The organism is Bradyrhizobium sp. (assembly GCF_019244115.1).
In the GTDB taxonomy this organism is placed as follows: Bacteria; Pseudomonadota; Alphaproteobacteria; order Rhizobiales; family Xanthobacteraceae; genus Bradyrhizobium.
Window position 1 is genome coordinate 1 of sequence record NZ_JAFATE010000122.1, and the last position, 21,569, is coordinate 21,569.

Genomic DNA, 21,569 nt, shown 5'->3' on the forward strand with positions numbered 1-21,569 from the left:
CATCGCGGTGTGAGTCTTATCAGCGAGTTGATCGGTAAACGGCAGGCGAAACGCCCGCGGCACGCCGCTCGGGTGGTTGTCCTCGTCGAGCGCCTCGATCCAGAGATAGACCGAGCCGGAATCGCCTTCGACCGAATGCGGCTCGACAATCCGCGCCTGCAGCAGCTTGAAGCTCTTCGGCAGCGCCTCGGTCGAAGCCCAGCCCAAAAGCCCGCGCGCGCCGGCAAAACTTGCGATGTAGAACGCACTGGTCACGATCACGGCGACCGCCTTGGCCGGCCACGGCAGCCGCGCGCGGACCAGCACCAGCAAGAGCAGCGCGCCGAGCACGGCATAGCTGACGGCGAGGGTGAGAATGACGGACTGCAAGCTAGTCACGGCGGATCCTCCGGACGCCGGTATTGGGGTCGATGTCGGCACCGTTGCGCCACGAACTGCGGAACGTCTCCATCAAAGATTTGGGCCGCCGGCTGACGTCGATCACCTTGCCCTCGGCATCGAGGCGGAACCGCACCGCGGTCTTCTCGTCGCCGGTATGATCGACCGTGACATGATCGTCGAACACGACCTGCGCCGACGGATTGAGCTTTTGCACCTTCACGGTGACGTCGACCGGCTGCCCGGTCCTGGCCACGAAATGCGAGACGTTGACGGTGTATTCGCCGGCGACGATGCCGCGCACGGTCACGATCTCCTCGCGGATGGGCGAGGGAATCTTCTTGCCATTGACCATGATGAAGTCGTTGGCACCCCCGCGATCGTCGCGGTCGAGCGTGAGAAAGCCGGCCTCCCGATGCCGGTACCAGGCGATGTTGCCGATGGGGTCCTGCACGAACATGTCGAGATCGTCGGGATGGTTGTCGGGCCAGTCCATGGTGATGATGAACTCGGCCTTGGAATCGATCTTGCCTTCCTTCGACTCCGGCGAGATCGCGAGCAGCGCGATGAAGAAGAAGAACGCGACGATCTGCAGCGCCTTGAACAGCATGACGCTGAAGGGATCAAAATTCTCCTCGCGAGGATAGAGACCGTAATCATCCATCATGCGCCCGCTCCAGCGCCGGCGTGACGCGCGTCTCGGTCAGCGTGACCGCATCGGAAAACACCCGCTGGGTCGCGGCATCGAGCATGTAGTACTGGATGCGCACCAAAATCGAGCCGACCAGGCCGGCGAGCGTCGTGTACATCGCGACGGCCATGCCGTCACTCATCAGCCCCATCGAGGATTTCATGGCGGCCTTGTCCGCCGCATCGAGACCGGCGATCGGCGCCAGCATGATGATGAAGCCGACGATGGTGCCGAGCAGGCCGAGCTTCATCAGTGTATCGGAGACGAAGGAACCGAACGCGTTCGAGCCGCGCAGGCGGTCGGCGAGCGAGCGCAAGAGCAGCGTCTGGTCGATGCGGCCCCTGCCCTGCGCCCGCGCCTTGATGACGAGGCTTTTGATGTGATCGCCGACGAGCCCCCCCGGCAGCGCGCGCGCATCGCCATCGAGCGCACGGGCACCCTCCGGTCCCGACAGCAGTGTGCGGCAGCGCCTGGCGAGTTCGGCCTCGCGCGCGATCGCTCGGGTGCGCCAGAAACAGTGGCCGCAGGTGACGACATAAAGGACGACGATGAGGCTCGAAATGTAGGTGCGGTCCGACGCTATCATCAGGCGGACGAGCCCGTAATGCGTCAACAGCACCGCAGCAAAGACGCAGAGCCCGGTAAAAATCATCCATTGCAGGAGCGCACTCCGCTCCGGAAGCTCCGAAAGCTGTAGTGCGGTCCCCGTGGCTCCGATGGAACTCATGGCTTTGGCGTGCTCCTGGTCATGCTCCCACACGGCTTCTCAAGATGGCCGGGGCCGCCAGTTTAAGCTGAGCCGGCCGAGTCAGTCCAAAGAGATATGCCCAGACTGAATTGGGAAATTTTCCCGACTTGCCGATCCCTTAAGTTCCCAAGCTTGCAAATGCCGCCAAACAGGGATGTTGTTCTGATACCAAGGCCTCAGCCCATGACTCGTCATGCCCGGCCTTGTGCGGGCATCCACGTCTTTCTTGTTGCGCCAAAGACCTGGGATGGCCCGGACAAGCCCGGCCATGACGACGTGGAAAGGTCAGTGCCGGCGTCCACTGGCACACATCCACAACGCATGGGGTCATCGCATGCGCCTGATGTTTCAGCTCATCGTCCGCCTGCTGCTGGTCGTGGTGCTCTGCCTGGGTGCGGCTGCCCTGTGGACCACGATCGACGCCTATCGCAGCGTCGACCGCGCCACCGCCGCCTCCGCCGAGCGCGTCTCGCAGGCCCTGCAGGCGATCTATTGGCAACAGCTCCTGCTGCGCAATGGCCGCTCCCACGAGCATCTGCTGCCGATCCCCGAATGGCGCACCATGGAGACCATGAAGCTGATTTCGCCGGGGGTTTGCGTGCGTTTCGATCCGATGGGACCCTTTGAGCAGCCGCTGTGCGGTCAGAGCAAGGGCATCGGCCGGCAGCCGCCAAAATGGTTCGCGGTGACGCTGCAGGCTCTGTTCGGCAGTCATAGCGCGATCGCCGAGCCGATCAGCGCCCGCGTGGCCATCGCCGGCACGGTGGCGGCCAGTCCCGATCCCGACGCCGCCATTCGCCTCGCCTGGGAGCACATTCTGGACATCCTCAACGTCGCGCTGCTGATGGCGCTCGGCATCGGCCTGCTCGCTTCGGCCGCGATTGCGCATGCGCTGGCGCCGGCGCAGGCCATCGTTGCTGCATTGCAGCGCATGGCGCATGGCCATTACCGGATCGCGCTACCGCGCTTCCGTTCGATGCAGCTTGCGATGATCGGACAGGCGGTCGGCGAACTCGGCGGCCGGCTGGAGCAGGCTACTGCACAGCGCGTGACGCTGACCCGGCGCCTTCTGGAGATTCGCGATGACGAGCGGCGCACCCTCGCCCGCGAGCTGCACGACGAGTTCGGACAGAATCTCACCGCCATCCTTGCCTTCGCCAATGCGATCGAAGCAAGCACCGGCGAAGCTGGCAAGGACGCGGTCGCTCAGGATGCGCGGATGATCTCAGAGGCCACCCAGCGCATCATGATTTGCCTGCGCGGCACCTTGAAGCGGCTGCGTCATCCGCTGGCCGAGGAGCTCGGGCTCGAGGCGAGTCTGATCAGCCTGGTCGAGAGCTGGCGCTCGCAGCGCGCGCCTTCGGTGCAGCTCGATCTGCAGGGCGACCTGACCGACGTTCCCGGCAGCATCGCCGCTACGGCCTATCGTGTGGCCCAGGAATGCATCACCAATTCGCTGCGCCACAGCGCAGCGCGCGAGATTTTGCTCCGGATCGAACGGCGCACCGGCGCGGAGAACGCGCTCGTCGTCTGTGTCGAGGATGATGGCGGCGGCGATGCCGCCGAGGTGGCGCAATCGCAGGGTTTTGGCCTGACGGGCGTCCGCGAACGCGTGGCCGCGGCCGGCGGTTCGCTGTCGATCGCGCGCGCCAAAGCGGGCCTCAGCGTCGCGGCGAAAATCCCAATCACCGCCCCGATCGCCGCATGACAGCGGCCCCGCCAAAACGCATCTCGATCCTTCTGGTCGACGACCACCCGGTAGTGCGGCAGGGTTATCGGCGCGTGCTCGACCACCAGGGCGATTTTTGCGTCGTCGCCGAAGCCGACAACGCCATCGACGCCTACGGCGCATTCAAGGCGCAAAATCCCGATGTCGTGGTAATGGACATCTCCATGCCGGGCGCCAGCGGACTCGAGGCCATCCGGAACATCCGCGCGCGCGACGGCTCTACGCGTATTCTCGTGTTTTCCATGCATGGGGAAGCCGCGCAGGTGAAGGCCGCCTTCAATGCCGGCGCCAGCGGCTATGTGACCAAGAGCAGCGAGCCGGCGGTGCTGGTCCGCGCCATTCGCGCGGTGGCGCGCGGCGAACGCGCGCTCAGCGACGACGTCGCCCAGGCGCTCGCCGCCGAGAGCCTCGATCCCCAGCGCTCAAAACTCGACCAGCTCGGCGAACGCGAGATCGAGATCTTGCGGCAGCTTGCGTCCGGCGCGACCACCGAACAGATCGCCGCAAATCTCAATCTGTCGACCAAGACGGTCCAAAACTATCATTATCTGATCAGGTCCAAGACCGGCCTCAAGACCGACGCCCTGCTGGTCCGCCTCGCCGTCGAAGCCGGCCTTGCTGATCTGTAGTATACTACGTCATTAAACCCTCATGGTGAGGAGCCGCGCGCGCAAGAGCGCGCTCCTCAGGATGAGGGGATAGATCGGTTACGAGGCCGCAGGATCAACGTTTGCGCGGCGCCTCCAGGCCCCTGAGCAGCAGGGCCAGCACCGCGTCGATCCGCGTCGCCAGTTGTGGATCGCTCCATTCTTCGGCATGGGCCGGGTGGTGGAAGCGGCTGGTGGCCTCGAACAGTGCGCGCGCCGTGAGTTTGACATCGCCAACCTGGAACGCGCCCTGCTTCACGCCGTCATCGAGAATATGCGCGACCTGGTCGATGAGACCCTCCTTATGGGCCTTCACCACCTTGCAGGCTTCTTGCGCCAGCGTCAGGTAGGTCGCAAACATCTCGGGGTCCTCGCCGCACTTCTTGTGCTTGATCGCACACATCGTGCGCAGCCAGCGCTCGAGTCTGGCGGGCGCCGGCCCCGAGCTGTCGGCGATCTTCTGCAGCGGCGCATTGACGCGATCGAGCCAGCGCTTGGCGACCGCTTCGCGCAGCGACGCCTTGCTGGGAAAATGCCGGTAGACGCTGCCGTGGCTGACGTCGAGCGCGCGGGCAACATCCACCACGGTCGCCTTGGCGAGCCCAAAGCGACGGAGCACGTCCTCGGTCACCTCCAGAATTCGTTCAGGCGTGAGGACCACTGCTTCGTTCATGCGCGCACCGTTTTGTTTCCGTCCCGATCGTCTTGTTGCATCACGCAGCTGATCAGTGCGTCAATCTTTCAGCCGTTGCCGCCAGGTGGCGAGCGACACGGACGTTGATCCAGTTTTTGATTTGGGCGGTCAGATAAAGAATTTCGAGGGTCATGGCAGTATTCCAGTACAGTTCTTGAGCCCTCCTCAAAGTCGACCGGAGGGCCGACGCCGTTCTCGGCGTGGAACGGAGATAGACATCGCGCTGACAGATTTCAATATCTGTCAGTCAATATCCCGTGATAAGAGGCGGGCTGGCCAGGCGGCGTCCGCCTGCTGGAGGTGCCGGCCCCATTTCCGACATTCGCACGTCAGCGGGTTTGTCTCGCCCTGGCGGCTCTGCTAGAGCACGGCGTAAAAAATTACTGGCCGGGAGCAGGTCCTTGAACGGGCCCGAGACGCCCTGCCCACCTTGCTCGGAGCCCAAAAATGATCCCCCGCTACACCCGCCCGGAAATGGCCGCGATCTGGGAGCCGCAGACGCGCTTCAAGATCTGGTTCGAGATCGAGGCACATGCGGCGGACGCGCTCGCCGAGCTCGGCGTCATCCCCAGGGAAGCCGCCAAGACGATCTGGGCAAAGGGCCGCGATGCGACGTTCGATGCGGCGCGGATTGACGAGATCGAGCGTGAGATCAAGCACGACGTCCTCGCTTTTCTGACCCATCTCGCCGAGATCGTCGGGCCCGAGGCGCGCTTCGTGCACCAGGGCATGACCTCCTCCGACGTGCTCGACACCTGTCTGAACGTGCAGCTCGTCCGCTGCGCCGACATCCTGATCGCCGACATCGACAAGGTTTTGACTGCGCTGAAGCAGCGCGCCTTCGAGCACAAGATGACGCCAACCATCGGCCGCTCCCACGGCATCCACGCCGAGCCGGTCACGTTTGGGCTGAAGCTCGCCTACGCCTATGCGGAATTTTCGCGCGCCCGCGACCGCCTGGTGCTGGCGCGCAAAGAAGTCGCGACCTGCGCGATCTCCGGCGCAGTCGGCACCTTTGCGCAGATCGATCCGAGCGTTGAGGCACATGTCGCGCACGCGATGGGCCTGACGGTGGAGCCGATCTCGACCCAGGTGATCCCGCGCGACCGCCACGCGATGTATTTTGCGACCCTCGGCGTGATCGCCTCCTCGGTGGAGCGGCTCGCCACCGAAATCCGCCATCTGCAGCGCACCGAGGTGCTGGAGGCCGAAGAGTTCTTTTCGGAGGGCCAGAAGGGTTCGTCAGCGATGCCGCACAAGCGCAACCCGGTGCTGTCGGAAAATCTCACCGGGCTGTCGCGCATGGTGCGCGCCTATGTGACGCCGGCGCTGGAGAACGTGGTGCTGTGGCATGAGCGCGACATCTCGCATTCCTCGGCCGAGCGCATGATGGGCCCGGATGCCACGGTCACACTCGACTTCGCGCTGAATCGCCTCGCCGGCCTGATCGACAAGCTGTTGATCTATCCGGCCAACATGCAGAAGAACCTCGACCGCCTGTCGGGGCTGGTGCATTCGCAGCGGCTGCTCTTGGCGCTGACCCAAAAAGGCGCGAGCCGCGAGGAGGCCTACAGGCTGGTGCAGCGCAACGCGATGCCGGTCTGGCGCGGCCAAGGCGATTTTCAGGCGCTCCTGAAGCACGACGCCGAGGTGAAGAAATATCTGACCGACGCCGAGATCGAGGAGCAGTTCGACCTCGGCTATCACCTGAAACACGTTGACACGATTTTCCGTCGCGTGTTCGGTGAGGCATGACGCGGCGCCCTCGCTGATCACCGCGGGCGTCGGACCAGAACCACTTCCTTCGTCATCAGATCGCGCATGCCGAGCGCGGTCTGCACCAGCGATATCGCAACCGCGCTGAGCGGCAGCGCATAACCCCAGCACGCCGCGGCCGTAAGCGAGGCCATCAATCCGAGCGATGCGGCATGACCTGTTGCGAGCTCGGAGGTAGGGCCAGACGCGGCGAACCACGGTGTGAAAGCACGCCTCGTCTCATCGCGGCGATAGCAGTCGTGATCGCAATAGGGCCGCCGGGTGGCGATCTCGCGCAGGTAGCCCACGCCGAGCGGCCGCGAGCAGTGGCGACAGGAAGGCGTGCCGAACGGTGTCCTGTGATTGACCAGCACGAATTTCATGTGCGCTCCTTCTGGTCCTCTGCCGCTTACTCTATTGTTGTCTTATTCGCCTACCGCCACGTTCAAAACCGTGGTGATGCGTCGCAGCAATTGACCGTTCAAGAAATCGCTTTCGGTCTCGCGGCTCGAGGCTCCTCACGAGGCGCGAACCCGGCCGCCGAGCAGCAAGGCGGAGTTTTCGCGGTAGAGCGAATAGCACTGATGATCGCAGTAGCAGAGTCGCGTGGCGATGTCGCGCAGATAGCCTGCGTAGATCGGTGTACAACACCAAACACAGTAGTTTTGCCGGAATGGCATCCGGCCGTTCACCACAACGAAGTTCATGTCGCGCCTCCAAGTGCGAAGCAGAACACCGTGTCGACGGGGTTGTAGCCGCTGGGCGGAGGAGCGCAGAGGTGGTTCCTGCCATCGGGATTGTCGCGGTTGTGCTCGACCTTTTCCGGCGGAACCAGAATGAACTTTCCGTCTTCCCGGCGCCTCGCGTAGATCTGGTCGCCGACGGACTTGATCTCGGTCGGATAGCAATCGGCCATGTTGCAGCAGCTCTGATTGGGGTGGTCCGGCATGTGCCAGGTCGAATAGAATTTCTCGTGCAGCATGCGGTCCTGCGGGGGGTGGTGGCGCGGCGGAACCGCCGCACCACCACCCTCACCGCTCTCTTGGGCGAGCGCACCCATCGAAACAAGGCAGCAGAAGCAGATCGCCGAGACGAGTTTGCAGCGTGTATTCACTGCGCGGGCTCCCGGTTCCGCACAACGGAGCCGCTGAACGTTGCCGCGGCATCCCGGAGGCGCGTCTCAGGCGGCGCGAAATCGGCACAACCATGCGCTGTCGGCCTCCCTGCGGGTCTTGAAGCGATCAACGCACTTTTTGGAGCACAGGGCGGTTCGCCATGAGTAATAGCGAACGAGGCCAAACCGTCCTTCGCAAACGGCGCAGCGCTTGGCGGGGTCATGCTGATGCTGTGAAAGGTTGTTGCGCATGGCTGTCTCCTCTGGGCTTCGCATGAATCGGACCTGTTGCGGATCCCGATTTCGCCGTCGCATCTCGCACATGCGTAAAGTGCGGCGGCGGGATCATAGTGGTCGGCCAGGTCATGCGGCGTATAGGGACACCGACTGCAGAGTTTCACTCTCATACGCCGCCTCCGAAAAGTTCAGCAGCTGGTGTCATCGATTGACCCGTCGGCTGGTTCTAATGCCGATGCCGACTCGGGATGGTTTTTTGATCGCGCCCGGTTTCCCTGTTGCCTCAAATTTGGCCGGGACCGGGACTCGAACTGGTGCGATCGGCCATTCCGAACACTTGCAAGGTTAAGGCGAGATCGACCATTGTCTCAATTGTACCGAGGTAAACCGCTGCTATCGAAAGGTTCGGAGGAGCCCATACGAAGGTTTGTAGTCGCGGGCGCTGCTGGCCTCGCCGGCCATGCGCCCACCCGACGGCTTTTGGCGGAATCGTGCCGAAAGTCGCATTCGAACCTCTGATGGCCGGAACGAATCGCCCGTTTGCGGTCCGAAATGCGCTAGTCTTGCCAGGAGCGCCGGAACGGTCTGCGCATGACGCCTTACCAGACCACGAACTTCTCGGGTTTCGCCCTGCAGCTTGGCGTGGGCCTGGCCGCGCTCGCTCTGATGACGATGGCGTTGTTTTCGCTTCACGCCGATCTCGCCCCCAGCGCCTTTGCCTACCTGGTCGTGATCGTGCTGCTTGCGCTGATGGGCAGTTTTGCGGCCTCGGCGCTGCTCTCCATTGCCGCCGTCGGAGCCTTGAACTACTTCTTCACGCCGCCGGTTTTCCAATTGCGGGTAGACGCGGCGCAGGACATCGTGCTGCTGGCGGCCTTCTTTCTGACCTCCGTGATCGTGACGCGGCTGATCAAGAATGCCCGTGCGCATGAGGAGGCCGCGCTCGACGCCGTAGCGCGACTGCGCCGCACCGAGGCCGAATTGCGCGACCACGAAAAGGAATGGCGCGAGGTCTTCGAGCACAATCCGGTCATGTACTTCATGGTCGATGCGGACGGGATCGTCCTGAACGTCAACACCTTCGGCGCAACCCAACTCGGCTATGCGCCTGCAGAACTGACCGGGCAGTCGGTACTGAACGTCTTCCTCGAAGAAGATCGCCAGTTCGTCCGCAAATGCGTCGCGGTCTGTCTCAACACGGTCGGCAAATCACACACCTGGGAGGTTCGCAAGATCCGCAAGGACGGCTCCCTGCTTTGGGTCCGCGAGAATGCCAAGGCGATGCCGCGCGCGGACGGCAAGCTCGTCATTCTGATCGCCTGCGAGGACATCACCGAACGCAGGCAGGCCGAAAATGCCTTGCGGCAGAGCGAGGCCTATCTTGCTCAGGCTCAGGAGCTGAGCCGGACCGGCAGCTTCGGCTGGAGTCCATCGAGAGGCGAGATCGTCTGGTCGAAAGAGACTTTTCGGATCTTCGGGTACGACGCCGCGACGAAGCCGAGCAACCGGCTTGTGTTCGAGCGCGTTCATCCCGAAGATCGCGATGCGGTGCGAAGAATCATCGCGCAGGCGGCGCGCGAGCGCAAGGATTACGACCACGAATACCGGCTGCTGCTGCCGGACGGCTCGGTGAAGCATGTTCATTCGCTCGCGCGCGCCGTTGCGAATGGTGATGACCATCTCGAGTTCCTAGGTGCCATCACGGATGTCACCGAGATCAGGCAGACCGAGCGCAACTTGCGGCGCAGCGAGGCCTACCTCGCCGAGGCCCAGCGCCTCAGCCACACCGCGAGCTGGGCCTGGGACATGATCCGCGGCGATTTCACGCACACCTCGGCCGAATTATACCGCCTGTTCGGCTTCGATCCCGACGATCCTGCGGCTACGGCATCGGCTATTCAGGCGCGCGTCGTTCCGGAAGACTTTCGCATGTTCGGCGAGATGTTGCGCCGGGCGGTGCGCGAGAAGATTATGCGGCTCGATTTCAACTTTCGCATCGCGCTTCCGGACGGCACGATCAAGCACGTTCATTCGGTGGCGGATGCGATCCTGGATCGGACGGGCTGGATCGTCGAACTCGTCGGCACCCACATGGACGTGACCGAGCAATACCACGCCAGGGAGAAGCTGGAGAAGGCGCTGGATGCGCTGCGCGAGAGCGAGCAGCGCTTTCGCGACTATGCCGAAACCGCTTCCGACTGGCTCTGGGAGACCGGCGCGGACCATCGCTTCACCCGCTACTCGGAGCATACCGAGGTGCCGGGCGCAATCGGGGTGATGGGCCATTTCCGCTGGGATATCGCCTCCGATCTGGCCGCCGAGCCGGACAAGTGGCAGCAGCATCGCGCGACGCTCGATGCCCATCTGCCGTTTCGCGATCTGGAGTATCGCACCACGAACCGTGAGGGCGCTCCGATCTATGTCAGGACGAGCGGAAAGCCGTTCTTCGACGTGGACGGCAATTTTCGAGGCTATCGCGGCGTCTCGACCGACGTCACTGCGATGATCCGGGCCGAACAGGCCGAACAGGCCTTGCTCAAGGCCAAGGCCGAACTCGCCCACGTCACGCGTGTGACGACGCTCGGCGAGCTGACCGCCTCGATCGCGCACGAAATCAACCAGCCGCTGGCCGCCGTCGTCACCAACGCGGAGGCTTGTCTCAGCTGGCTCGACCGCACGCCGCCGGACCTCGGCGCGGCGCGGCGTTCGGTGGAATGGATCGTCGATGACGGCAACCGGGCCGGCGAGGTGATCCGCCGCGTCCGGGCACTTGCAAAGAAGACCACTATCGAGAAGGCGCCGCTCGACATCAACGTCGTCGTCACGGACGTGATGGCGCTGGTCGCGCGCGAACTGACCAGTCATGATGTGGTGCTGCGCATGGCGCTCGCCCCCACTTTGCCGCCGATCTTCGGTGACCGGGTTCAACTGCAGCAGGTGATCATCAATCTGGTGATGAACGGGATCGAAGCGATGCAGACGATCACCGATCGCCGACGCGAGCTTTTGATCGCTTCGGGCGAGGACGACGCCCCAGGCATCACCGTCGCGGTCACGGACAGCGGTATCGGGATCGCCGATCACGACACCGAGCGGCTGTTCAATCCGTTCTTCACCACCAAGCCGGGCGGTATGGGCATGGGGCTTTCGATCTGTCGTTCGATCGTCGAGGCTCACGGCGGACGGTTGTCGGTGGCCTGCAATGCGGGCACGGGGACGACGTTTCGATTCACCTTGCCACTGCACCGAGAGGGAGCGTCGTGATCGAACGGCCCAAATCACCGCAAAGCGCGGCGGCCGCGGAGCAGCAGCTTAAGGAACCGGTCGTCTTCATCATCGACGACGATCTCTCCGTGCGCCGCGCGCTCACAAACCTGTTCGAGTCGGTCGGCCTGCACGTTGCGGCGTTCGGCTCCGCACCGGAAATGCTGCAGCAGCGGCTGCCCGACGTCGCCAGTTGCCTGGTGCTGGACATCCGCCTGCCGGGCCTCTCCGGCCTCGACCTGCAAACCGAACTCGCCAAGGTCAATATCCACATCCCCATCATCTTCATAACCGGACACGGCGACATTCCGATGACGGTCAGGGCCATGAAGGGAGGCGCCGTCGACTTTCTGACAAAGCCGTTTCGCGATCAGGATCTGCTCGATGCCGTGGTCAAGGCGATCGAGCAGGATCGCAGGCGGCGCGAGGTCGCCAAGGCCGTCGCCGGTCTCAAATCGCTGTTCGAGACCCTGACCCCCCGCGAGCGGGAGGTGCTGGCCCTGGTAGCAGCCGGATTAATGAACAAGCAGATCGCCGCCGAGCTTGGACTCGCCGAAATCACGGTGAAGATTCATCGCGGGCACATCATGCGGAAGATGGGCGCGCGGTCGCTGGCCGACCTGATCCGCATGGCGGAATCGCTTGGAATCGGCCGCGGCAAGCCGATGCCAACGACATGAGCGGATTACCATCCCAAGTGAATCGGCGTTACAAACCTAAGTATGATTTTACAATCGTCTGCGCGGGCTCACTTTTCAGCTGGGGCGACCGTGCTTAGCGGGACGCCTTCCCGCGCCAAGGAGGGGGGTCTTTGTCAACGCCTTCGGTCATCTCAGTCGTCGACGATGATGCCTCGGTCCGCGCTGCGATGAACAACCTTTTGCGATCGCGCGGCTATGTCGTGCACACCTTCGCCTCGGCCGAGGAATTCTTGCAATCGCCGCATCTGGACACCACATGCTGCGTGATCGCCGACGTGCAGATGTCGACCATGAATGGCCTCGAACTGCTGGCGAGCATGCGCAGGCGCGGCCACACCGCGCCTTTCATCTTCATCACCGCATTCCCCGATGAAAGCGTGCGCGCCCGCGCGCTGAAGGCCGGAGCGACCTGCTTCCTGGCCAAGCCGTTCGCCGCGCCGAGCCTGATCAAATGCATCGACACGGCGCTCGAGCAACAGCGCGGTGGCGTCGGCGCCTGATCGGCGACGATTCTTGTTTTGACGCGTTTTCTTCACGCGACCCGGTACCCACTTCGTTCGAAAGCGCTCAATCCCACCAGACCAGACGTGCGATGTCGGCAGTTGCGCGCGACGGCGACTCCCTCCCCATTCACCCCCAGTCACGGGCCCCTTCGGGAGGGAGGGAGTCGCGCCACCGCGACGAGCGCCCCACGCGATTGCTTCAAATTTCGTTCAGAGCGGCGCCAGAGACTGTTCGCGCGAACCGGAGCGGTCGGACGGCTCGCGGCCGATCTTGACGCGCAGTTCCGCAAGATCGACGAAGACATCTGCCTGGCGCCGCAATTCGTCGGCAACCATCGGCGGCTGCGTTGCGACCGTCGAGACCACCGTGACACGGACGCCGCGGCGCTGCACGGCTTCCACCAAAGGGCGGAAATTGCCGTCGCCGGAAAACAGCACCATCTGGTCGATATGCGCTGCGAGCTCCATCGCGTCGACGGCCAGATCGACATCCATGCTGCCCTTCACCTTGCGCCGGCCAAAGGCATCGACGAATTCCTTTGTCGCCTTGGTCACGACCGTGTAGCCGTTGTAATCGAGCCAGTCGATCAGCGGGCGGATCGGCGAATACTCCAGATCCTCGACCACCGCGGTGTAATAGAACGCACGCAACAGCGTGCCCTGCGCCTGATACTCGGTGAGCAGACGCTTGTAGTCCATGTCGAAGCCGAGTGTCCGCGACGAGGCGTAAAGGTTAGCGCCGTCGATGAACAGCGCGATTCGGGTGGTGCTGACTGACATTCCTGGCGCTGACCTCGATGTTAAAGACAACGGCATTGAAAGGACCCGTGCCCCGGTTCTGACTTTCGTATCACCTTGCAGCGCACTCGCTTACGAACGCCAGAACGGAAGGACACGAGCAACTTAAAGATGCGGGTGTGGCGTGTCCGACATTCGCTTCGAGGAGCCGCGAATAGATTGAAGCGAATGTCAGACACGCCACACTGCATCCTGGAGCCCTTTCCGCTCCGACTGCATCGGAACGGAGGCTCCAGCCTTGACGCGTTTTCCTCGCGCGAACCGGTCCCCTCTTCGCTCGGAAACGCTCAAATCAAACGGCAGAACGTGACATGAAAGATTGCAGAGCAGCACAAAACCTAAGGCAGCACCGGCCGCGCCCTCAATCGTACGGAGGTAAACAGCCGGCATCACAAGGTATGCGCGAGCTAAACCAAGGTTTGTAGTGTCGGCGCCACCAGCGGCCGGGCGTCGCCGGCGGGAGAATCGCTCAGATCGAGAAGGCGCCGAAGAAGACGAGCGCGCGGGTGGGGCGCCAGAACCAGATCTGGCCGTCGCGCGCCGCCTGCAGGCTGAAGACCCGCTTGTTCCAGAGCGGATCATGGTTGAATCGGATGTTCTCGATTCTGAAGTCGGCCTGCCGCTGCTTCCACTCCTGCACCCAGGCGAAATGCGCCTGTTCGAGCTGCTGGCGCAGCTTGGCGAGTTCGATCCTATAGGGAGCCGGAAACAGGATTTGATAGCTGATCGACGAGGTGACCATCAGGCGATCTCTTCCGCTCGCGCCGCTCCCGCAAAAGGTAATAAGGGCCGCGCGGCCGGCAAGCTCGAGCGTTAGTATTCCGAATCCGCCAGCACTTCGTCCCGCCGCATTTGCCGCCCGTTAACCCTCGGCCCATCGATTGCGGCGACCTTAATTACACACTTACCAAGCATTTTTACCGCCTTTTTTGCGTTTGGCCCTATCCTCCGAATCCAATCGGGGGCCAAGAAGGGCGTGACGACCACCGCACAGGGACTGGCGAACATGATCCGCGCCTGGTTTGCGATCGGCGGCCCGGACACGCCGCTGGCGCGCGCGTTGCTGTGCGAGCAGTTCCGCCGCCTCACCACCCAGGCTCCGATCCTCTACGGCGTGCTGGTTCTCGACAGCATCAGCGTCGCCATCGTGACGCCCGCGACGCTCCCCTGGTGGCTGCGCCTCGTGTTTCCCGTCCTGCTGCTCGCCGCCTGCATTTACCGGATGACGCATTGGGTGCGGCTGCGCGGCCATGTGCCGACCGCCGAGCAGGCCCGCGCACAGCTCGTGAACGCCCGTGCGCTGACGGCGACGCTCAGTGTCGGATTCTTGATTTGGACCGGCGCACTGTTCTGCAGCGTCGATGTGACACTCCGCGCGCCGATCACGCTCGTTATCTTCATGGCGTCCGCGAGCAGCGCCTATTGCCTCGCCAGCCTGCCTGGCGCCGCGCGGCTGAACCTCCTGATATCAGGGCTGCCGATTGCGCTGCTGCTGTTGTTGTCGAGCGATACGATGCTGGTCTGGATCGGCGCCAACCTGGCGATGTTCCTGGCCCTGCTGGTGCGGATGCTCAATGCGGATTTTGCCGGCATGGTCGAGCTCGTGACCTCGCACGCGAAGCTCGCCGACGAAAGCACGCGCGCGGAGACGATTGCCACGCGTTTCGATACCGCGCTCAACAACATGTCCCAAGGGCTTTGTTTCTTCGATGGCGCACAGCGGCTGAGCGTCAGCAATCGGCAGTATTGCGAGATCTACGCGCTCTCGCCCGCCGACATCAGGCCCGGCCTGCAGCTCAAGGACATCGTCGGCCTGCGCTTCAGGGCGGGCACGTCACCGAAATCGATGACGGAGGAGGACTATCTTCGCTGGCGCCAGACCCCGGTCATCAACGATCAGGCCTCCGACAGCATCGTCGAGCTGAAGAACGGCCGGGTCGTTCGCATCTGCCACCGTCCGATGCCGGATGGCGGCTGGGTCGCGACCCATGAGGACATCACCGAGCGGCACCAGACCGAGCTTGCGCTCAGCGCCGCCAAGGCCGACGCCGAGCGCGCCGAGCTTGCCGCGCGGGCGGCGCACAGGCGGCTCGTCGAAGCGCTCGACGTGGTGTCCGAGGGCCTTGCGATCTACGACAGCGACGACCGGCTGGTGTTGTGGAACCGGCAATATGCCGACGTCTACCCGATGAGCCAGGACGTGATGACGTCGGGCACGACGTTTACGGACATCCTGCGCACCGGGTTGGCCCGCGGCCAATATCCGGAAGCGCGGGGCGAGGAAGAGCAATGGCTGCAGGCGCGGCTGGCGCGCCATCTTCAGGACCACAGTTCGCACGAGCAGCAGCTCCCGGGCGACCGCTGGGTCCGCGTCGAGGAACGCCGCACCGGCGATGGCGGCGTCATCGGCGTGCGCATCGACATCACCGATTTGAAGCGGCGCGAGGCGTCGTTCCGGCTGCTGTTCGAGGAGAATCCGCTGCCGATGTGGGTCGCCGATTCCGCGACCGGCCGCTTCCTGGCGGTCAATGCGGCGATGTGCAGCCACTACGGCTATTCCAGCGAGCAGCTTCTCGCCATGAGCGAGGGGGATCTCAGCGTGGCGAGCGCCTCGCGCGCCGCCGACGCGGCTCCGGCCGCCGATGTGGGCGCGCAGCTCTGCCGCCACCGCACCGCGGACGGACGGATCATCGAGCTCGTCGTGGAGCGGCGCGAGCTCCGCTACAATGGCACCGAAGCCCATGTGACCGTGGCGTTCGACATGACCGATCGCAATCAGGCCGAGCAGCGCATCCGCTATCTGGCCTGTCACGACGGGTTGACCGATCTCCCGAACCGCGTGGCACTCGACGACCATATGCGCCGGACCATCGAGAGCGCGCAGACCAATCCCGGCGGCTTCGCCGTGCTGTGCATCGATCTCGACCGCTTCAAGCAGATCAACGATCTTCACGGCCACGCCATGGGCGACCTCGTTCTGCGCAGGGTGACGCGGCGCCTCGTCGAGGCCGGTCCCGATGCTTTCCTGGCTCGTGTCGGCGGCGACGAATTCGTCGCCGTGACCGAGCTGCAGCCGCTGCCCGCCGCGGCCGAACTGCTGGCGACGCGGCTGCGCGATTCGCTCGATGAGAGGATCGACATCGGAGACCACTCGTTCGACCTCGACCTCTCGATTGGTATCGCCATCTATCCGAGGGACGGCGCCGATCAGATCACGCTGCTCGCGAATGCGGACGCTGCGCTCTATCGCGCCAAACATGAGGGCCGCGGCACGATCCGCTTCTTCACTGCCGCCATGGACCAGCAGCTTCGCGAGCGCAGCGCATTGGAGCACGATCTGCGGTCGGCGATAACGGAAGGGCAGCTCTATCTCGAATACCAGCCGCAGCAATCCCACGACGGACGCGTGATCGGCTTCGAGGCGCTGGTACGCTGGAACCATCCGGTTCGCGGCCTGGTGCCGCCGTCGGAATTCATCCCGCTCGCCGAAGAGAGCGGCATGATCGTGCCGATCGACGAGTGGGTGCTGCGCGAGGCCTGCCGGGAAGCCGCGTCATGGCGGAGCGAGCTGCAGATCGCCGTCAACGTCTCCGCGGTGCAGTTCCGCCGCGACAATCTGGAGGCGCTGATCGGCCGGGTGCTGCAGGAAACCCGGCTCTCGGGCAAAAGGCTCGAACTCGAGATCACCGAGGGCGTCCTGATCGAGAACGTGACGCGCGCCTCCGCCATCCTGGACCAGCTCAAATCGCTCGGCGTGCGCATTGCGCTCGACGATTTCGGCACCGGCTATTCGTCGCTCTCCTATCTTGAGGCGCTGCCGCTCGATCGCATCAAGATCGACCGCTCCTTCGTCTCGGCGCTCGGCCGCGCCGGGCGTTCGCTCGCCATCGTCCGCGCGGTGATCGGGCTTGCGCACGGCCTCGGTCTGCCCGTGCTGGCCGAAGGCGTCGAGACATCAGAGCAGCTCGCCGCGCTGGTCAAGGAAGGCTGCAACGAGATACAGGGTTTTCTGATCGGGCGTCCAAAGCCGATTGAGCATTATCGCGACCTCGTCGACGGCACCGTCGCTGATAGGGCGGCGCTGTCGGCTTGAACCGCAAGACGAAGATTTCGTTGCGACGGCATCGGCGGTGCGCCCCCTTTCCCCGCTTGCGGGGAGAGGGTTGGGATGAGGGGCAGCCTCAAATAAGACCGAGCTCTCGGAGAGTCCCTCTCACCCGCATCGCATCTTAAGATGCGATGCGACCTCTCCCTGCAAGCGGGGAGAGGTGAAGCGCATTCGCGGGCAGATCTTCCCGCAAAATGAGAGCTCACTTCTTGAACTTCACCTGGCCGGATTTGCCCTCGGCGGTACGGATCGTCAGCGTGACCGTGGCGTCGGATGCGATCGCGCCCTTGGCGTCGCCGGTCAGCGAATTGTCGCCCGAGGGCGCCAGCGGCACCGTCTCGCGTGCCTTGCCGCTCACGATCAGGACCGCGCCGGCGTAGCCCTTGGTCGGCACCGGCACCGGCTTGTTCGCATCGAACACGTTGATGGTGACTTTGGTGCCGGAGGTCAGGAGTTCGGCATCGATGCCGGCGACGTCGAGCATCAGCCCGCCGTTCGGGCCCTTCTCGTAATCCTCGGCGAGCACGGGGCTCGCGAGCATCAGGCCCGCGAGCAACAACACGACGAACCTCATGACGGCCCTCCCCTTCACTTGATCTATGCCGGCTGTTCAGGTCTCTCGGACTTGGTTTGATCGCGCCGGAACAAAAGGTACAGCGCCGGCAGCACCAACAGAGTGAGGATCGTCGACGAGATCACCCCGCCGATCACGACGGTGGCCAGCGGCCGCTGCACCTCGGCACCGGCCCCGCTCGCAGTCGCCATCGGGATGAAGCCGAGGGACGCGACCAGCGCCGTCATCAGCACCGGACGCAGCCGCGTCAGCGCGCTCTGCCGCACCGCCTCGCGCAGCGAAAGGCCCTCGCCGCGCAGCTTTTCGATGAAGACGATGATGACGAGGCCGTTGAGCACGGCCACCCCCGAGAGCGCGATAAAGCCGATCGCCGCACTGATCGACAGCGGAATGTCGCGCACGAGCAGCGCCACGACGCCGCCGGTCAGGGCCAACGGCACGCCGGAAAAGACGAGCAGCGCATCTCCGACCGAGCCGAGGCTCAGGATCAGCAGCACGAAAATCAAAAAAAGCGCGAGCGGCACCACGATGGCGAGCCGCTGCCCGGCCGAGACCAGCTGCTCGAACTGCCCGCCCCAGCCGATCCAGTAGCCCGCTGGCAGTTTCACCTTTTGCGCCACCTCCGCCTGCGCGTCCGTCACGAAGGATTTAAGGTCGCGGCCGCGCACATTGGCGGCCACCACGATGCGCCGCTTGCCATCCTCGCGGCTGATCTGGTTCGGCCCGGCCGCCAGACTGATCTGCGCAAGCTCCGACAGCGGCACGTAGCGGATCTGGGCGAGCGGCGAATTGCCCCACAGCGCCGGCGCGGCCTTGACCTCCTTCTCGACCGGCGGCAGCGGGATCGGCAGCGATTTCAGCGCCTCGATATCCGAGCGCAGATGTTCGGGAAGCCGCACCACGATGTCGAAACGGCGGTCGCCCTCAAACAGCTTTCCGGCGCTCTTGCCGGCCACCGCGATCTCCACGAGATTTTGCACATCCGCGATGTTGATGCCGTAGCGCGACAGCGCCTGGCGGTCGACCTTGACGGTTAGGACCGGCAGGCCCTCGACCTGCTCGGCCCTGACATCGGCCGCGCCCTCGATCTTCTGCAAAATGGCCTGGACCCGGGAGGCCAACGGAAGCAGGACATCGAGATCGTCGCCAAAAATCTTGACGCCGACATCGGTGCGGATGCCCGCCACCGTCTCGTTCATGCGCTGCTGGATCGGCTGCGAGAGCATGGGAAGATTTCCCGGCACATCGTCCATCGCGGCCTGGATCTCGGAGACAATGACCGCCTTCGGCTTGGCGGGATCGGGCCACTCGGCCCGCGGCTTGAGCATCACGTAGCCATCAGTCGCCGACGGCGGCACCGGATCGGTGGCGATTTCCGCAGCCCCGGTCCGCGCGAACACGTCCATGACCTCTGGCAATTTCAAAAGGCTCTTTTCCAGCATCTCCTGCATCTCGACCGCCTGCGTCAGGCTGGTGCCGGGGATGCGCAAAACCTCCATCGACGCGTCGCCCTCGTCGAGGCTCGGAATGAACTCGCCGCCCATTTTGGTGGCGGCGATGCCGCACACGATGACCAGCAGCACGGCGATCGATACGACGCCGAACCTGCTTCGCAGCGAAGCATCGAGCAGCGGCACATAGATCGCCCGCGCCCCGCGCATGAAGAGATTCTCATGCTCGGCGATGCGACCGGTGACGAGCAGCGCCACGGACGCCGGCACGAACGTCAGCGACAGAATGCTGGCGCCGGCGAGCGCCATCAGCACCGTCAGCGCCATCGGCGTGAACATCTTGCCCTCGACGCCGCTCAGCGTCAGGATCGGCAGATAGACCGCGGCGATGATGAAGGTGCCGAACAGGCTCGGCCGGATCACCTCGCGGCTACCGGCCAGAATGGTCGCGAAGCGCTCTTCCTGGCTCAGGATGCGGCCGAGCCGCTTCTGCTCGACAGCAAGGAGCCGGAGGCAGTTCTCGACGATGATGACGGCACCGTCGACGATGATGCCGAAATCGATCGCACCGAGACTCATCAGATTGGCGCTGATCCGGTTCTGCAGCATGCCGGTGATGGTGAACAGCATGGCGAGCGGAATGACGCAGGCCGTGGCGATCGCCGCCCTGAAATTGCCGAGGATCAGGAACAGCACCGCGATCACCAGAGCTGCGCCCTCGAGCAGGTTCTTTGCCACGGTGGCGATCGTCGCATCGACCAAGTTGGTGCGGTCGTAGACGGTGCGCGCGATCACGCCCTCGGGCAGCGAGGCTGTGATCTCCTTCAGTTTCGCGGCGACGCGCTGCGCCACGGTGCGGCTGTTCTCGCCGATCAACAGCATCGCGGTGCCGAGCACGACCTCGTTGCCGTTGAGTGTCGCAGCCCCGATCCGCAGGTCGGTGCCTTCCCGGACCTCGGCGACATCGGAGATGCGTACCGGCACGCCATTGCGCGAGCCGATCACGATGTCCCTGATCTCATCGAGGCCCGCCACCTGGCCGGGTGTGCGGACCAGATATTGCTCGCCGTTTCGCTCGATATAGCCGGCGCCGACATTGCCGTTGTTGGCGGCGAGCGCCGCCATGACGTCGTGAAAGGTCAGCCGGTACGCCATCAGCTGGGTGGGATCGGGCAGCACATGAAACTGCTTTTCGAAACCGCCGACCGAGTTGACTTCGTTGACGCCGGCAACCGTTCTGAGCCGCGGCCTGACGATCCAGTCCTGCACGGTCCGCAGGTCGGTTCCGCTATACGCACTACCATCCGCCTTGGTCGCGCCGGGCCGCGCCTCGATCGTGTACATGAAGATTTCGCCAAGCCCGGTCGAGATCGGCCCGATCGCGCTCTCGATCCCGGGTGGGAGCTGGTCGCGCACCTGCTGGATGCGCTCGCCCACCAGTTGCCGCGCGAAATAGATGTCGGTGCCATCCTTGAAGATCACAGTCACCTGGCTGATGCCGTAGCGCGACAGCGATCTTGTGTTCTCCAGCCGCGGCAGGCCCGCCATCGCGGTCTCGATCGGGAAGGTGACGCGCTGCTCCATCTCGAGCGGGGAATAACCCGGTGCGCGGCTGTAGATCTGGACCTGCATGTTGGTGATGTCGGGAACGGCGTCGATCGGCAGCTCCGAAAAATTCCAGATGCCGAGCGCGGCCATCGCCAGGACCGCGATCAGCACCAGGTGGCGCTGGCGGATCGCGAAGGACAACAGGGTGTCAATCATTGTCCACCGCCGAGCCCTTGGCCATCTCGGCCTTGACGATAAAACTGTTGCGGGCGGCGTAGACGTCGCCTTCGAGCAGGCCGAAGGTGATTTCGACGAACTCCGAATCGCGCTCGCCGAGCTCCACCTCGCGCACCTCGAATTTGTCGCCGGAGCGGACGAACACGACAGGATGGTCTTCCACGGTCTGCAGCGCCGAGGTCTTGACCGCGATTGGGACGTTCTTGTTCGACAGCGTCAGACGGCCGGTCGCAAACAGGCCCGGGCGCAGCCGCTGGTCGCCATTGGCGACCACGGCCCGCGCCAGCGCGCTCTGGGTCTCGCTGCTGCCGACCGGCGAGAGATAGGCGATGCGGGCCTCGATCGCGGCGCCGCCGTCGGTCGGATCGATGAAAACCTGGTCGCCGCTGTGA

General features: G+C 64.0%; 18 protein-coding genes and 1 pseudogene. 7 read left to right on the forward strand and 12 right to left on the reverse strand.

Going from position 1 to position 21,569, the window contains the following annotated elements; genetic code table 11:
- The 3 genes and pseudogenes from JOZ76_RS05710 to JOZ76_RS05720 all read right to left on the reverse strand — a co-directional run.
- Positions 1–378 (reverse strand): annotated as a pseudogene (locus tag JOZ76_RS05710) (hypothetical protein); the annotation flags it as partial.
- A complete protein-coding gene (locus JOZ76_RS05715; RefSeq protein ID WP_291697656.1) occupies positions 371–1,045 on the reverse strand; it encodes a hypothetical protein in 675 nt (224 codons plus the stop codon). The gene JOZ76_RS05715 and the pseudogene JOZ76_RS05710, both read right to left, overlap by 8 nt.
- Positions 1,035–1,796 carry a MotA/TolQ/ExbB proton channel family protein gene (locus tag JOZ76_RS05720; protein WP_291697657.1) on the reverse strand — a complete coding sequence of 254 codons (762 nt, stop codon included), beginning with the start codon at positions 1,794–1,796 and terminating at the stop codon, positions 1,035–1,037. The genes JOZ76_RS05715 and JOZ76_RS05720 overlap by 11 nt, the downstream gene beginning before the upstream one ends.
- 355 nt (positions 1,797–2,151) lie before the next feature.
- Between JOZ76_RS05720 and JOZ76_RS05725 the strand changes: the two genes are divergently transcribed.
- Together JOZ76_RS05725 and JOZ76_RS05730 are read left to right on the forward strand one after the other, a co-directional pair.
- Positions 2,152–3,525 carry a sensor histidine kinase gene (locus JOZ76_RS05725; RefSeq protein ID WP_291697658.1) on the forward strand — a complete coding sequence of 458 codons (1,374 nt, stop codon included), beginning with the start codon at positions 2,152–2,154 and terminating at the stop codon, positions 3,523–3,525.
- Complete coding sequence (locus JOZ76_RS05730; protein WP_291697659.1) at positions 3,522–4,175, forward strand: response regulator; 654 nt, start codon at positions 3,522–3,524, stop codon at positions 4,173–4,175. The genes JOZ76_RS05725 and JOZ76_RS05730 overlap by 4 nt, the downstream gene beginning before the upstream one ends.
- Positions 4,176–4,269: 94 nt before the next feature.
- Here JOZ76_RS05730 and JOZ76_RS05735 read toward each other — a convergent pair whose 3' ends face one another.
- Positions 4,270–4,866, reverse strand: coding sequence for a TetR family transcriptional regulator (locus tag JOZ76_RS05735; protein ID WP_291697660.1), 597 nt, complete (start codon positions 4,864–4,866; stop codon positions 4,270–4,272).
- Between the two features lie 468 nt (positions 4,867–5,334).
- Between JOZ76_RS05735 and purB the strand changes: the two genes are divergently transcribed.
- Entirely contained in the window at positions 5,335–6,642 is a 1,308-nt protein-coding gene (gene purB / locus JOZ76_RS05740) for an adenylosuccinate lyase (protein ID WP_291697661.1), read from the forward strand.
- 17 nt (positions 6,643–6,659) lie between these two features.
- On the opposite strand, the gene JOZ76_RS05745 is transcribed toward purB, so the two are convergent.
- The 3 genes from JOZ76_RS05745 to JOZ76_RS05755 form a co-directional block, all read right to left on the reverse strand.
- Positions 6,660–7,025, reverse strand: coding sequence for a hypothetical protein (locus JOZ76_RS05745; RefSeq protein WP_291697662.1), 366 nt, complete (start codon positions 7,023–7,025; stop codon positions 6,660–6,662).
- A 135-nt stretch (positions 7,026–7,160) separates the two neighbouring features.
- The gene (locus tag JOZ76_RS05750) at positions 7,161–7,349 is read right to left on the reverse strand and encodes a hypothetical protein (RefSeq protein WP_291697663.1); all 189 of its coding nucleotides are present in this window, start codon (positions 7,347–7,349) and stop codon (positions 7,161–7,163) included.
- Positions 7,346–7,756 (reverse strand): hypothetical protein, encoded by a 411-nt coding sequence (locus tag JOZ76_RS05755; RefSeq protein WP_291697664.1) that lies wholly within the window; start codon positions 7,754–7,756, stop codon positions 7,346–7,348. Before JOZ76_RS05755 ends, JOZ76_RS05750 begins: the two co-directional genes overlap by 4 nt.
- Before the next feature lie 828 nt (positions 7,757–8,584).
- Here JOZ76_RS05755 and JOZ76_RS05760 point away from each other — a divergent pair.
- From JOZ76_RS05760 to JOZ76_RS05770, 3 genes are all read left to right on the forward strand, one after another.
- Entirely contained in the window at positions 8,585–11,257 is a 2,673-nt protein-coding gene (locus JOZ76_RS05760) for a PAS domain S-box protein (protein ID WP_291697665.1), read from the forward strand.
- On the forward strand, positions 11,257–11,937 hold the full coding sequence (locus tag JOZ76_RS05765) for a response regulator transcription factor (protein ID WP_291697672.1): 681 nt from the start codon (positions 11,257–11,259) through the stop codon (positions 11,935–11,937). The genes JOZ76_RS05760 and JOZ76_RS05765 overlap by 1 nt, the downstream gene beginning before the upstream one ends.
- 131 nt (positions 11,938–12,068) lie before the next feature.
- Positions 12,069–12,458, forward strand: a complete 390-nt coding sequence (locus JOZ76_RS05770; RefSeq protein ID WP_291697666.1) for a response regulator transcription factor — start codon at positions 12,069–12,071, stop codon at positions 12,456–12,458.
- A gap of 213 nt (positions 12,459–12,671) precedes the next feature.
- On the opposite strand, the gene JOZ76_RS05775 is transcribed toward JOZ76_RS05770, so the two are convergent.
- Both JOZ76_RS05775 and JOZ76_RS05780 read right to left on the reverse strand, forming a co-directional pair.
- A complete protein-coding gene (locus JOZ76_RS05775; protein WP_291697667.1) occupies positions 12,672–13,241 on the reverse strand; it encodes a LabA-like NYN domain-containing protein in 570 nt (189 codons plus the stop codon).
- 487 nt (positions 13,242–13,728) lie between these two features.
- Positions 13,729–14,001 (reverse strand): hypothetical protein, encoded by a 273-nt coding sequence (locus JOZ76_RS05780; protein WP_291697668.1) that lies wholly within the window; start codon positions 13,999–14,001, stop codon positions 13,729–13,731.
- 234 nt (positions 14,002–14,235) lie between these two features.
- Here JOZ76_RS05780 and JOZ76_RS05785 point away from each other — a divergent pair, with 234 nt between their 5' ends.
- Positions 14,236–17,352 (forward strand): EAL domain-containing protein, encoded by a 3,117-nt coding sequence (locus tag JOZ76_RS05785; protein WP_291697669.1) that lies wholly within the window; start codon positions 14,236–14,238, stop codon positions 17,350–17,352.
- 217 nt (positions 17,353–17,569) lie between these two features.
- On the opposite strand, the gene JOZ76_RS05790 is transcribed toward JOZ76_RS05785, so the two are convergent.
- The 3 genes from JOZ76_RS05790 to JOZ76_RS05800 all read right to left on the reverse strand — a co-directional run.
- A complete protein-coding gene (locus JOZ76_RS05790) occupies positions 17,570–17,941 on the reverse strand; it encodes a hypothetical protein (protein ID WP_291697670.1) in 372 nt (123 codons plus the stop codon).
- Positions 17,942–17,964: 23 nt separating this feature from the next.
- Positions 17,965–21,156 carry an efflux RND transporter permease subunit gene (locus JOZ76_RS05795; RefSeq protein ID WP_291697671.1) on the reverse strand — a complete coding sequence of 1,064 codons (3,192 nt, stop codon included), beginning with the start codon at positions 21,154–21,156 and terminating at the stop codon, positions 17,965–17,967.
- The coding region (locus JOZ76_RS05800) for an efflux RND transporter periplasmic adaptor subunit (RefSeq protein WP_441299984.1) at positions 21,149–21,569 on the reverse strand (421 nt) is incomplete at its 5' end. The genes JOZ76_RS05800 and JOZ76_RS05795, both read right to left, overlap by 8 nt.

Coding starts and splice junctions, on each gene's coding strand:
- JOZ76_RS05715 (WP_291697656.1), bottom strand. CDS start 1,045: ATGATGGATGATTACGGTCTCTATCCTCGCGAGGAGAATTTTGATCCC.
- JOZ76_RS05735 (WP_291697660.1), bottom strand. CDS start 4,866: ATGAACGAAGCAGTGGTCCTCACGCCTGAACGAATTCTGGAGGTGACC.
- JOZ76_RS05775 (WP_291697667.1), bottom strand. CDS start 13,241: ATGTCAGTCAGCACCACCCGAATCGCGCTGTTCATCGACGGCGCTAAC.
- JOZ76_RS05745 (WP_291697662.1), bottom strand. CDS start 7,025: ATGAAATTCGTGCTGGTCAATCACAGGACACCGTTCGGCACGCCTTCC.
- JOZ76_RS05730 (WP_291697659.1), top strand. CDS start 3,522: ATGACAGCGGCCCCGCCAAAACGCATCTCGATCCTTCTGGTCGACGAC.
- JOZ76_RS05795 (WP_291697671.1), bottom strand. CDS start 21,156: ATGATTGACACCCTGTTGTCCTTCGCGATCCGCCAGCGCCACCTGGTG.
- JOZ76_RS05720 (WP_291697657.1), bottom strand. CDS start 1,796: ATGAGTTCCATCGGAGCCACGGGGACCGCACTACAGCTTTCGGAGCTT.
- JOZ76_RS05760 (WP_291697665.1), top strand. CDS start 8,585: ATGACGCCTTACCAGACCACGAACTTCTCGGGTTTCGCCCTGCAGCTT.
- JOZ76_RS05725 (WP_291697658.1), top strand. CDS start 2,152: ATGCGCCTGATGTTTCAGCTCATCGTCCGCCTGCTGCTGGTCGTGGTG.
- purB (WP_291697661.1), top strand. CDS start 5,335: ATGATCCCCCGCTACACCCGCCCGGAAATGGCCGCGATCTGGGAGCCG.
- JOZ76_RS05780 (WP_291697668.1), bottom strand. CDS start 14,001: ATGGTCACCTCGTCGATCAGCTATCAAATCCTGTTTCCGGCTCCCTAT.
- JOZ76_RS05750 (WP_291697663.1), bottom strand. CDS start 7,349: ATGAACTTCGTTGTGGTGAACGGCCGGATGCCATTCCGGCAAAACTAC.
- JOZ76_RS05790 (WP_291697670.1), bottom strand. CDS start 17,941: ATGAGGTTCGTCGTGTTGTTGCTCGCGGGCCTGATGCTCGCGAGCCCC.